We start from the raw sequence: 12565 nt of genomic DNA, 5'->3' as shown, positions 1-12565 counted from the left end.
GGCGCGGGAGATGATGCAGGCATCTACAAACGGTGGCGGTAGTTGCGCGACGACCGGGCCGACGGATGTCTGCAAGACTCCGACCCCCGGGGGACCAGTGCCGATGCCCTATCCGAATATTGCTCAGAACACCCAAGTTCAGGGTTCATCTGCCTCGAAGAAGGTCAAGATACTCAACAAAAAGACGGTGGTTGTCGGCACCAAGATCAGCCTGTCGACAGGAGACGAGCCTGGCTCCGCGGGCGGCGGTGTTGTTTCGAATAAGATTAAAGGAAAATGCACCTTTAAGACGGGTAGCTCCCGAGTAAAAGCGGAGGGAAAGAAGGTCTGTTATCTCGGATCGATGACCGGTATGAACGGAACTCCCGATAATACAGTGGGTGCGCAGATTGCCCCAAGCCAAACGAAGGTGACGGTGATGCCTTAGTCCGATTTCGCACTTACCGGTCCTTGCGAACGCGCGTCGCGGTTTGGTTTCCGCGTCTGGTTGGGTTTGGCCCGGAAGCTAGCTCCGGAATCTCGCCGTTCCGCAACCAGCTCAAGCCGAGTCGCGATCACTGCAGATGCCGGCCAACGATGAAACCGTTTTCGTTCCTCGCGGGAGGGTCTCGATGCCTTCTCTTCCCCCGATCGAGGTCGAGTATCCGGATGCGCGAGGTATCCCCTGTCGGTGCCATTACAACCAAGCGGTCCTCATTGGTCGTGGTGATGATTGCGGGCTGCGCATCCTGCATTCGGAGGTGAGTCGTCATCATCTGGCGATTTTTCCCGAGGCGGGACGCTGGTGGGCCCGTGATCTGGGAAGCAGCAACGGCACGCTGATCGATGGTCGTGCGATCGACAAAATCCCGCTTGAAGGAACCACGACATTGGCGCTCGGTCCCGGGGGGCCGCGCATCAAGTTGATCCTGCCCAGGGTGCAGCCGGCGGAGCGGGGGTCCGGGTCGTTGGAGCAGATCGCCAAACATTACTTCCAGGATGACCCACCGGGCGTGGCCGGCGAGCACACCCTGATGGTGCGCAAGGCGTTCCGGGATTTGCGGCGCCGGCAGCGTGCAGTCTATGTCGGGCTCATCGGGGCGGTCGTTCTACTTCTGGTCGCAGTCGGCGGCTTCGCCTGGTTTCAGCATCAGCAACTGCAGCAGACAGCTCGTCTGGCAAACGACATCTTTTACGACATGAAGGAGTTGGAGCTCCAGGTCGTCAATCTGGAGGTCAGCATCGGCGAGGAGGCTTCCGCCGAGCTGAAGGCGCAGGTTGCTGAGTCGAAGCGTCGGCTTGCGGCGATGCGCGAGCGCTACGACGCCTTCGTCGAGAAGGTCCAGGCGGCTAGGCCGGTGCCGTTGAATAGCGAGGACAAGCTCATCCTGCATATCGCCCGTGTCTTCGGCGAGACCGAGGTGGATGTTCCCGATGACTTTACCGCGGAGGTGAAGTCCTACATCCGCAAATGGCAATCCTCGCCGCGACTCGTCCGGGCGATTCGCCGCCTCAACGAGAACGGGTACGCTCCGACCATTCAGCGCGCCCTGACCGAGCAAGGTCTGCCGCCGCAGTTCATCTATCTGGCGCTGCAGGAGAGCAATTTTCAGCCCCGGATCGTCGGTCCGCCGACCCGCTACGGTCGCGCTAAGGGGATGTGGCAGTTCATTCCCGACACGGGCAAGCGATACGGGCTGCAACCCGGGCCGCTGCAACATCTCGGCGAGTACGACCCCGCAGATCAGCGGCACGATTTCGTCAAGTCGACCCAGGCCGCCGCCAAGTATCTGAAGGACATCTATCGGACAGATGCCCAAGCCTCGGGCCTGTTGGTCATGGCCTCCTACAACTGGGGAGAGGGCAACATCATCAAACGGGTGCGGCAGATGCCGGCGAATCCCCGTGAGCGCAACTTCTGGCAACTGCTGCGCCAGCATAAGATCCCGAAGGAGACCTACGACTATGTCTTCTACATCGTCGCCGCGGCTGTGATCGGCGAGAACCCTGCGTTGTTCGGATTCGATTTCGAGAATCCGTTGGCACCCTGATGTGCACCCGGATGTGCGCCGGATGATGCGGCAAGGGATGCGGTGTGCTTGGGCCGGATCTGTCCTGGTGTCGAGTCTTTTCTTGTGGAGTTGCGCGACCGATCCGGGTCAATCTGCCGACGCGCTTGCGGATTCGCATGGTTTGACCCGCGAGGTGGTATCGGGGCGCGGGTTCGATCATCTGATCTTTCGGCGACCGGCATTACCGGCGGGCGCCGATCACCCGGCGGGGATCCACGTTTATCTCGAGGGCGATGGCCGGCCTTGGGAGACGCGTCATCGGGTCTCGATCGACCCGACGCCGAGCAATCCGCTTGCGCTGAAACTCATGGTGCGAGATCCGGCGCCCGTGGTGTATGTCGGGAGACCCTGTTATCAGGGGTTTGCTTACGCCGAAGGCTGCCGCCCCGAGCTCTGGACACATGACCGTTATGGCTCGGAGGTGGTTGAGAGCATGGTGTCGGCCATCGAGCACGCCTTGCCGCCGTCGGAGCGACCGCCGATCACCTTGATCGGCTACAGCGGAGGCGGCGTCCTCACCATGCTGATCGCGGAGCGGTTCGAGGGTGTCGAGCGCGTGATCACGGTCGCGGCCAATCTGGATATCGATGCCTGGGCGGACCACCACGGCTACAATCGGTTGGCTGGATCGCTGAATCCGACCCGGCAAGGGCCTCTCGACCCGCGAATCCGGCAGATCCATCTGTTCGGAGATCGCGATCGTCAGGTCCCTCCCTGGACCATCGAGCGGTTCCGTGCGGTCAATCCCGACGCGACCTTCAAGAGCATCCCGGGTTTCGACCACCGCTGTTGCTGGATCGAGCAGTGGCCGAAAATCATCGGAGAGACTCTCCAGCCCTCGCCTCGATAGGCGAGGGGAGCGAAGCCGAACAGGCGCGGGTCAGAACTCCATCCGAACCCCCGCGGTCACGTTGTGCTCACTGTAATTCTCCATGCCGAGCGAGGTCTGGAAGCTCACGAAGGCGATACGTCCCTGTCCGAATTGGGCGCCGAGGCCGACGCCGAGACGGATGAGATCGGTGTCCAGCGCATCCGTGGGCAAGGCAAATCCAAACCGGTTCGGGTCGTTCGCGAAATACCCTTGCACCTCGTCGTCGCCCTGCTCGAACTCGTGCTCCCACTCGATCCAGCCTTGCGGGATGAGCACGGCTTTACTGGTACTGATCGAGCGAGAAAGCTGAGCGCCCAGGATGCTCGACAATGAGGTGGCGTCCTGTCCCGCGATGACGAGGTCGAGTCCGTTTGCGCCTTGCTCGCGATAGTCGTCGAGCGAAGCACTCGTGTAGCGCAGGCGGCCATACATGTCGATGATACTGCCGCCGCGGATCAGGTCATATCCGGCTCCGAACAGAAGGGTATATTGGTCGCCGTCGAAATTCGCCTTGGCCTGTCTGGTGTTGCCCAAGAGGCTATAGGCGATATTGCGGTCTTGATCGTAGCTGTCCCACCCGTAAGTGGCCGATCCCTCGAGATAGAAATGATCGGTGGGATAGTAGGTGCCGTAGAGCGACAGGCTCCAGCTATCGCCGTCGAGACTGCCGCCTGCGGCATCGATGTCGACCTCGGTGCTCGCAAACCCCATTGCCGCGCCCAGGATCAATCCGTCCGTGAAGCGATAATCCGCGCCCGCGGTCAATCCCAGGGTGTCGAACTCGAAGCCGTCCTCGTTGGTCGTCTTGTCTTTGGAGCCCCATTGGACATCTCCGGTGATGAAGATGCCCAGACGCTCGAACGGCCACGCCTCGTCGGCACTCGCGCCTCCTCCGGATTCGATGCCCCGATCGATGGCGCTCGCCAACAACCCGCCTTGAATGGTCTGCTCGCCGATCCCGACCGTGAGTCCGCGCAGACTGATCCCGCGCGCGCCGCTTCGCAGGGCCGAAAGCCGCTCGGTCAGATTGTCGACCTGGACGGATGAGATCTGGGTGACGAGCTTGCGTGGTGCACTGGCTTGCTCGGGGGTCAAGGCGACGATGCCCTGAGCGACGGCACCCAGGTTCGTCCCCGAGTTGGCGATGAGGGTTCTGCACTGATTGAGCAGGTCCTGCTCGCCTGCCGAGAGTGCGCTGCGCTGTCCGAGCGTGTTCAGGGCGGGGCAGAGGGAATCGAGAGCGCCCGCCACCGAGCGTTGACCGGGGCTCAGTCCGGGCAGATCCGCGAGCGGCGACGAGGCGATCGCGTTGAATGTGGTCGAGACCGTTCCACCCTGTGCGCTCAAGGTGGCGCGCACGGCATATTGCGTTTCGTTGCCGGGGGTCAGCACGGCGCTGGCCTCCCCCGATGCGTTCGTGGTCGACTGGGTTGTCGAGAGGCTGCCGTCACCCTGTACGACCTCCCAGAGCACAGCCAAACCGGACACCGCTCCGAGCGTATTGGTCGCGCGGACGATGAATGGCGCCAGCGGCTGCTGCGAGGTGACGAGCTGATCGTTGCCCGAGACGACGGTCAACGCGAGAGGCAATGCCGTCCGACCGGTAATTGAGAGCGTTGCCGATGCCGGCGTGCCGACGACATAGCCCTGCCCGGGCTGGAGGGTGACCGTCAGATCGGTGTCGGGACTGCCCGGCTCTCCGGATATCGGGGTGACGCTGATGCTGGCGCTGGTCTGTCCGGCAGGGATCACGAGTGCGCCGGACAGCGGTTCGAAATCGACCCCGGCAGTGGCGCTGCTGCCAAGGCTGTAGGTGACCGTGACGCCTCCTTCGCCTGCAGGACTCGACAGGCTGACGAGAAACTCGCCGGGATCGAGCGGCTCCTTCGACGCGGTCGGGTCACTCGCCACGATGCTTGCGATCATGGTGGCATCCAGGATGGTCATGGTCGCGGACGCGACACAGTCGCTCGGCGGAACGTCGAAACCCGGGATCCGACAGGTCGAGCTGCCGAGGACGACCGTCTCGTCTCCTTCGGCGAGATCGTCGGCGAGCGGATCGATCCTGACCGAAGCCGTCCCGGATGCCTTTCCGAATTCGCAGTCCTGCGTGTCCAGGGTCATCGGAACCGAGACGAGGTTGCCGGGTGCGCCGGTCGCGAGATAATCGACGTCGGGTATTGCGCTGCCCCCGAAGGCGACGGAGACCTCGACAGTGGACGTGTTCAGGAAACAGGGAAAATCCGGGTCCGTGACCTGGATGATGAAAGCCCCGGGCGCTCCGCCTTCCTGAATGCCGGCAGGATCCGCGGTGATCGTTGTCGCGGGCGCCGCGGTGGCTTGCGAGAGCGGCATGGATCCCGCGAGCAGCACGAGGCCCGCGAGCAGCCAGCGCGCGACGGCAGACCGTCGAGCGCCGATCACGGTCGAGGCGTCTGAGCCCTTCTTCCGCCCTGGTTGTTCTGAATCCGAGCGCGCGTTGTTCCACGTCGACATGACGTTTGCCCCCTCTTATAACGAACCGATGTCTCTCGGTTACTGTTGTGCCATCACAGGTGCGGCGACCTCCAGCACCCGCTCCAAACCCTCGGCGGCGACACGTTGCGTCTCGGCCTCTTGCGTGAGCGCGACGTATTGGTCGATCAAGCGGCGATCGGCGCGGATCGCCGGCTTTGCCTGATCAATGAGTCGTGTCTCCCGACTGCGGAGCACGATGTCCTCCTTGGCACGATCACGCGCGGTCTCGGCGCGGATCAGCTCCTGATTGCGTGTCTGCGAGACCGCTGCGATCTGCTTGAGCTCCGCTCGGGCGGGCTGGACCACGTCCGGCTGAACGGTCGAGACGCGTTCGATGTCGGGCTGCCGGGCGAGGTCCGCCGAGGGCGGTTGGGTCGCCGCGACCGGGCGCGGGGATGACGGAGCCGATCGCTGCGGGGCGGTGCGCGATGTGGCGGCGGGCCGAGGTACAGAGCCGCCGGAGCGCCGTTTCGTCTGGGCTACGGCTTGAGAAAGATAGACGATCTTGTCCTTCTGAAGTCCGGCGGCCTGACGAAACCAGTCCAGGGCCTCGACGGGATCCCGCTGCACTCCCAGACCCTTTTCGTAGAGTGCGCCGAGCCGGAGCTGGGCGCGTGGCGAGCCTTGGACGGCGGCCTTTCGATACCATTGCGCCGCCGTCGCGTAGTCGGGCGCGCGCCCCAGTCCGCGCTCGAAGATCTCGCCGACATAGGTTTGTGCGGTCGGGTCGCCCTGTTCCGCCGCGAATTTCCAGACGGCCAAGGCGGTGTCGAAGTCGGCGCGGTCGAAGAGGACGTATTGCCCGCCGAGGATCTCGCAGTCGCTGATGGTCTTCTTGACGGGACGAGGGCGACCGACCCAGGTGATGGTCGAGCCCATCTTGCGCAGTCGCCCGGGCAGCAGACAATCGACGACGGTGAGATCTTCCAGCTGGGCGATGACATAGCCGGTCGCGCCGGGTGCGTCCGCCGTCCCGGAGACCTGTCCATACATGGCGGAGGGGTCGGTGGCGGAGCCGGTGGTCGCGCAGCCGCCGACGAGCAGCGTAATGGCGACGGCAATTGCCCCCGCCGAGATTCGAGAGAAGCCTTCTGTAAACGATCGGATGCGCCTCATTCGTCCGCACTCCCGTGAGTGATTACGCTCGCCCGGCCTGTCCACGGGCGATTGGTCGCCAGCACGCGGAAGCCGATCGTATTGAGACCCAAATTCGAAGGTAGCCCGTCACGCGCGGCCGAGCGCGCCAAGGCCGGCGAGGTCAGCCAAGAGCCGCCCCGGATCACGATGGGTGCGGGGCCGCGTCGTCGTGTCGCATCCAGGCATTCGGCTTGGGCTCCGCCATACACAGGATCATAGACCGAACATGTCCATTCCGCGACATTGCCGAGCATGTCGTGAAGACCGAACTGGTTTGATTGAAAGGTCGCGACCGGCGCGGCGTAGAGATGGCCATCTCGACACGCCGATCTTGCGCCTTCGATGCGTCGGGTCTCTTCTGCGCCGGTGAGCACGGTCTCATCGGCGGTGTTCGCGAAATCGCATGACGCCTCGAGGTTGTCGCCCCAATGACGGCTGGTTGTCGTGGTGGCCCTCGCCGCGTATTCCCATTCCAGCTCGGTCGGTAAACGGTACTCGCGGCCGGTTTGCTCGCCGAGCCAGTCGGCATAGGCGCGGGCGTCGTTCCAGGTCACGCAGACGACCGGATGTTCCCGCGTGACCGGATAACCTGGCTTATCCCAAGACAGGCTCAGGTCGGCGACAAGCTCGATTCCTCCCTCGTCGGTACGCAGGCATGCGCTCTCGCGATCGGCCTCGGTGCGATAGCCTACGGATCGAGCGAATTCCGAGAACTCTCCGATGGTGATCTCGGTCCGGCTCATGGCGAAGGGCTCGCTGACCACGACGGCGTGGAGACGTTCATCGCTATTGCGGCCGTCCTCCTCGACGGGTGAACCCATCGCGACCTCGTCGGCAGGAATTGCGATCATGCTCGGACCGGTGCCTCCCGAGCTCAGGGGGTCGGCGAAGTGCTGATGGGGGGCGAATGGCTCGAAGGTCCGTTCGGGACTCGGCGGCGGCTCGGTTTCGGCGACATCGCGATCCTCGGGCGCAGGCTCGCGCTCCGTCCGAATCGGCTCGACCTCGGGTGGCCGCGAGGTCTCTTCGACCGCTTCGCGCTCGGCTTCCCTGGCCGGTCGGTGTTGCGTCCACCAATACAACGCGGAGGCCGCGGCGGCGGTTGCGAGCACCAGGGTCGCGAGGATCCATGCACGGGACCGGCGCCGCGGCGTGGGCTGAAGTCCGGTCTCGACTGCGTCCGTCCCGGTCCTTTGACTCGATGTCGGCGTCTTCGGCGCCGCCGAGAAGCGGGTGACATCCGTCGCAGAGACCCTGGGCAGCACCATCGTCGAATCATCCGCGGCAGACACATCGGAAAGCAGTTGCGCTCGCCACGCGCACACGGACTGCGGACGGTCGTCTGGCTTGAGCGCGCAGGCGGCATCGATGGCCCGCAGGAAGGCGTCCGGGTAGCGCCCGCGACAGAGATCCGCCGCAGGCTCCTGGGTATGGCCGAGCAGTTGCTCCGATGCGCTTTTGGGCGTGCGGCCCGTCACCGCGCGGTACAGGGTGGCCCCGAGTCCGTAGATGTCGGTCCAGGGTCCCTGGTCTCCGCCCGGATAGTGCTGCTCCATGGCTGCATAGCGTGGCGTGTAGGTCGTGAAGACCGAGGTCTCGCCGCTCAGGGCGACGTTGCGGGCCGCGCCGAAATCGATCAGGACCGGGGATCCGTCCGGGCGGATCAGGATGTTCGCCGGCTTGATGTCGCGGTGCAGGACGTTCGCCGCGTGGACGCGTTCCAGGCCATCGAGCAGCGGGGCGACGATCGGGCGCAGCTCCTCGAAGGTCAGTGTCCCGCGTTGCTCCAGGAGATCCGACAGCGGTTGTCCCCGCTCGAACTCCATGAACATATAGGCGCTGCCGTTGGCCTCGCGGTAGCCGGTGACCCGCACGATGTTGCGATGGGGCACGGGCCGTGCGAGATTCCAGAGCGTGCGTGCCTCTTGGAGAAACCGGTCCCGAGCCCAGAGGAATGCCTCGGCGGTAGCCGGCGACAGCGGTGCGATCTGGCCGTCCGCGCCGCGCCGCGCAAGCTCGGTCGGCAGGAATTCCTTGATGGCGACCGTCTCGTCGAGGTGGATGTTCTCGCACTCGTAGACGATGCCGAAGTTCCCCGCGCCCAAGACGCGAGTGATGCGGAACTCGTCGATCATTCCGCCGACGGGGATGGTTTGTTGATCTGTTTGAGTCACGATGCTGTCTGTGTTGAACGCATGGTTCTTGATTCGAGCCCGCGATGACCTCTCGCGGTTGCGGCACCGCTGCGTGCGATTATCACCGGAGTGTGACGGATGATCGGCAAGGATTCGAGATGCGATGCGCGGTGACTGTCTCGGACGACTTTAGGAGCAGATCGACCGACTCGACTATACTCGATCATATGTCGTCGGATCGCCCTCCCGGCTATAAACCATCAACCTTAATCGAGTTATGGTCTTTCGCGATGAACGATACGATGACTCAAGGGTTGCATCTTCGTGAAAACGCCTCCGGGACGCTATCTTCGCGGAGACTCGCGGCATGGAGTTGACGCTTCGCCTCATCAATCGCAGCGGCCATGCCGGCGCGCCGATGGAGCTTCGAATGACCTCCGGCGCCGCGACCCTCGGCCGTGCTCGTGACAATGACTTGGTTCTCGATGATCCGGAGCGCGTGGTTTCCGGCCGACATGCATTGATCGAGGTTCGCGACAGCGGCGTCTGGATCACGGATACCAGTCGCAACGGGACCTTTCTCAATCAGGCCACCGAGCCGTTGCCGACGCATCAGCCGATGAGCTTGCACAACGGCGACCGTCTCGCCATCGGCGCTTACGAGTTTCTCGTGAGCATTGCCTCGTCAAAGCCTGAAACGGCCGCGCGTGATCGCGATCCTTTCGACGACGTCGCAAACAGTGCTTTGCCCGGTCTCTCCAAGCCCGGTCCCCGCACCGACATCCTGGATCTATTGAATCAGGGCGATGGCGCAGAGCCGCGGATCGACAGCCTCGACGCGGCGACACCACACCTGGTGGATGATCCTTTCGCCGACGCATCTCCATTGGATTCGCGGCTTGCAGCAGGGCGCAAGGAGGCTCCACCCAAAGGCGTGTCTCACCAAACGCCGGTCGAGAATGTCTATTTTCGCCCCCCCGAGATCCAAGCCATTCCGGACAACTACGACATCCTGAACGATGTCTGGGCCGCTCCTCCCGAGGACGTGTCGCCGAACGACAACTCCGCCGCGTCGGCGCCGCCGCCGAGCCCGCCGCGACCAAGCCCGCAGGAGTCTTTGGCGGATTCCGTCGAGCCGCAACGTCCCGCTCGCTCTGCAGCCGTCTCCGCGGACGATCCATTCTCGCGAGCAGATCCCGCTATGCAGCCGACGAGCCCGTCACCTGCGCACATCCCCCATACCGAGGCGCACGCGAACGCCGGCAACCGGCCGCGGGGGTCGGAAGGGCTCACCTCCGATTCGGCAGCGCTCTTGGATGCCTTCATCGAAGGACTCGGAGTCGGTGACGGCGTGCGGGTTGAGCAGCCCGAGGAGTTGCTGCGCAACGCAGGCACACTCCTCAGAGCCTTGGCCGCGGGCCTGACCCTGACGATGATGGGGCGCGCGCAATTCAAGAGCGAGCTGCGCCTTGGGGTCACAACGATTCGACCCGCGGAGAACAACCCCTTTAAGTTCTCCGCCGATCCGGACGACCTGCTGGATCGGCTGCTGTTTCGCCCGAGCCCCGGTTTCCTACCGGCCGTGCCCGCCGCGCGCGAGGCCTTCGACGATATTCGCGCGCACGAGATGGCGATGACGACCGGGCTCCAGGCCGCGCTGCGCGCGCTCCTCGCACGTTTCGAGCCCGCGGAGCTGGAGCGCCGATTGACGGCCCGATCACGGCTCGAAGAGATGCTCCCGATGGTGCGCAAGTCCCGGTATTGGGATCTCTTCACCGAGGCTTACGAGGAGGTCGCCGCGGATGCGGCGGAGGATTTCATGCGCCTCTTCGGTGATGCCTTTACCAAGGCGTATCAGGAGCAGATCCAGCGCCTGGATCAGGCACGCGGACGACAGCGCGCTTGACCTGTCGCAGACCGGGCGCGATCCGCTGCCCGGTCGGTCGGTTTGAATTTCCGGTCGGGTTTTTCGACCGGTCGGGTTCATCCGTCAAGAGGGTAACGAGAATGGCCCACATGTCCCCGCCTCGACCGCAGCGCCGCACCGTATCCGTGCTCGGTGTCTGGATCCTGATGATCGGTATCGGTCTGCTCCCCGGCTGTGCCGGGAAGGAGGAGAAGCCCGCGCCCATGCTGAGCCTGGAGATCGAGGCGACCGCCGACGTGAATCTCGGACCCGGCGGCAATCCGCTGCCGGTGGTCGTGCGGATCTATGAGCTCAAGGGGCAGGGCAACTTCATGACGGCGGACTTCTACAGCCTGTTCGACAACGAGTCGGCGGTGCTGGGCCCGGATCTGATCGCGCGCGAGGAGCTCACCCTGAGGCCCGGAGAACGCCGTGAGATCACCCGGCCGTTGGCTCCCGAGGCGGCCTACATCGGCGTGGTGGCGGCCTATCGCGACATCGATCGCAGCCGCTGGCGCGCCGCGACCGCGCTCACCCCGGATACGAACAACGCCATCCGGATCGTCGTTGCCGCAGAGGCCATCTCGGCCTATCCCCGATAGGAGTCGCCGCCGGTGTGGGACAACAAGGTACTCTGGTCCGAAGGTCTCTTCCTTCAGCCGCATCATTTCCAACAGCACGATCGCTATCTCGAGCATCTGATCGGCGCCAAGGCGGGTCTCGGCGTGCCCTATCCTTGGGGCCTGTCCCGGATGGAGATCGACACGCAGATGCTGGGGATCGGCAAGCTCGTGCTGAGCGAGGTCGCGGGGGTTCTGCCGGACGGCACGCCGTTCGATGCCCCCGCGAGCGACCCGCTTCCGCAACCCTTGCAGCTCGATGAGTCGACGTCGGGCCAGACCCTTTATCTCGCCTTGCCGCTACGCCGCCCGGGCGCGGCCGAGAGCGGCGGCACGGAGCAGCCGGAGACCGGCCTGCGCTATCGCCTCGGCGAGCTCAAGGTGCGCGACAACGCCCTGGGTTCGGACACCGAGACATCGGTCGAGATCGGGCGGCTCGATCTGCGCTTGATGCTCGAGCGCGAGGCCCGCGACGGGTTCGCCTGTTGCGGTGTGGCGCGGGTGCTCGAGTGTCGTGCGGATCGCGAGGTCGTGCTCGATCGCGCCTACATCCCGCCTTGCATCGACTACCGGGTCGGGCGACGCCTGGCCGATTTTATCGAGGAGCTGAGCGGTCTCCTGCACCGTCAGGCCGAGTCGCGCGCCGGACGCGTGCGAGGGGTGGGGCGCGGCGGTGTCTCGGATTGGGCCGATTTCCTGTTGCTGCAGCTGATGAATCGCGCGGAGCCGGTCGCGCTGCATCTGATGCAGGTTCGTGGACTGCATCCGGAGGCGATCTACCGACACCTGCTCGGCCTTGCAGGGGAGCTGGCGACCTTCGCGAGCGAGACCAAGCGTCCGCCCGGGTTTCCGCCCTACCGGCATGACGACCTGGACGCGACCTTCTCGTCGCTGATCGATCGTTTACGCGAGTATCTGGGTCGCGAGTACGTCGAGCGCGCCATCGCCATCCCGATCCAGGAGCGCCAATTCGGATTCCGCGTCGCGCTGGTGGCCGACCGCTCGCTGCTTCCGGCCGCGCGCTTCGTGCTTGCCGCGCAGGCGAGCCTGGACTCCCAGACCTTGCGCAACCGGTTCCCCGCCCAATGCAAGCTCGGCCCGGTCGAGCGGATCCAGGACCTGGTCAAGCTTGCGTTGCCCGGGATCGCACTCAAGCCCATGCCCACGCCTCCGCTGGAGATTCCCTATCACGCGGGCTTCGACTATTTTGAATTGGATCGAAGTGGTGAATTCTGGAAGCAACTGAGCGCGGGAGGCGGCTTCGGGATGCATATCGGCGGGGAGTTCCCGGGATTGGAGCTCGAGCTCTGGGCCATCCGCGAGTAAAC

General features: G+C 64.3%; 9 protein-coding genes. 6 read left to right on the top strand and 3 right to left on the bottom strand.

Going from position 1 to position 12565, the window contains the following annotated elements:
* Nucleotides 1–10: 10 nt before the first annotated feature.
* From BLV04_RS09850 to BLV04_RS09840, 3 genes are all read left to right on the top strand, one after another.
* On the top strand, nucleotides 11–427 hold the full coding sequence (locus tag BLV04_RS09850) for a PAAR-like domain-containing protein (RefSeq protein ID WP_093030716.1): 417 nt from the start codon (nucleotides 11–13) through the stop codon (nucleotides 425–427).
* Between the two features lie 184 nt (nucleotides 428–611).
* Nucleotides 612–2030: a transglycosylase SLT domain-containing protein gene (locus BLV04_RS09845; protein ID WP_175534572.1), complete on the top strand. Its 1419-nt coding sequence runs from the start codon at nucleotides 612–614 to the stop codon at nucleotides 2028–2030.
* A 142-nt stretch (nucleotides 2031–2172) separates the two neighbouring features.
* A complete protein-coding gene (locus BLV04_RS09840) occupies nucleotides 2173–2901 on the top strand; it encodes an alpha/beta fold hydrolase (RefSeq protein WP_139191899.1) in 729 nt (242 codons plus the stop codon).
* A 30-nt stretch (nucleotides 2902–2931) separates the two neighbouring features.
* On the opposite strand, the gene BLV04_RS09835 is transcribed toward BLV04_RS09840, so the two are convergent.
* The 3 genes from BLV04_RS09835 to BLV04_RS09825 are packed head-to-tail and all read right to left on the bottom strand — an operon-like array spanning nucleotide 2932 to nucleotide 8750.
* Complete coding sequence (locus tag BLV04_RS09835) at nucleotides 2932–5418, bottom strand: autotransporter domain-containing protein (protein ID WP_093030707.1); 2487 nt, start codon at nucleotides 5416–5418, stop codon at nucleotides 2932–2934.
* A gap of 39 nt (nucleotides 5419–5457) precedes the next feature.
* Nucleotides 5458–6555 carry a tetratricopeptide repeat protein gene (locus tag BLV04_RS09830; RefSeq protein WP_093030704.1) on the bottom strand — a complete coding sequence of 366 codons (1098 nt, stop codon included), beginning with the start codon at nucleotides 6553–6555 and terminating at the stop codon, nucleotides 5458–5460.
* Entirely contained in the window at nucleotides 6552–8750 is a 2199-nt protein-coding gene (locus BLV04_RS09825; RefSeq protein WP_139191898.1) for a bifunctional serine/threonine-protein kinase/formylglycine-generating enzyme family protein, read from the bottom strand. The genes BLV04_RS09830 and BLV04_RS09825 overlap by 4 nt, the downstream gene beginning before the upstream one ends.
* 328 nt (nucleotides 8751–9078) lie before the next feature.
* Here BLV04_RS09825 and tagH point away from each other — a divergent pair, with 328 nt between their 5' ends.
* From tagH to tssK, 3 genes are all read left to right on the top strand, one after another.
* Nucleotides 9079–10617 carry a type VI secretion system-associated FHA domain protein TagH gene (gene tagH / locus BLV04_RS09820; protein ID WP_093030698.1) on the top strand — a complete coding sequence of 513 codons (1539 nt, stop codon included), beginning with the start codon at nucleotides 9079–9081 and terminating at the stop codon, nucleotides 10615–10617.
* Between the two features lie 110 nt (nucleotides 10618–10727).
* On the top strand, nucleotides 10728–11219 hold the full coding sequence (gene tssJ, locus BLV04_RS09815; RefSeq protein ID WP_175534571.1) for a type VI secretion system lipoprotein TssJ: 492 nt from the start codon (nucleotides 10728–10730) through the stop codon (nucleotides 11217–11219).
* Nucleotides 11220–11231: 12 nt separating this feature from the next.
* Complete coding sequence (gene tssK / locus BLV04_RS09810) at nucleotides 11232–12563, top strand: type VI secretion system baseplate subunit TssK (protein ID WP_093030692.1); 1332 nt, start codon at nucleotides 11232–11234, stop codon at nucleotides 12561–12563.
* Nucleotides 12564–12565 lie beyond the last annotated feature (2 nt).

Origin of the sequence: Thiocapsa roseopersicina, assembly GCF_900106925.1 — a bacterium.
Classification (GTDB): Bacteria; Pseudomonadota; Gammaproteobacteria; order Chromatiales; family Chromatiaceae; genus Thiocapsa; species Thiocapsa roseopersicina.
The sequence above is the reverse complement of the archived record's forward strand: the minus strand, read 5'-3'. Positions and strand labels throughout refer to the sequence as shown.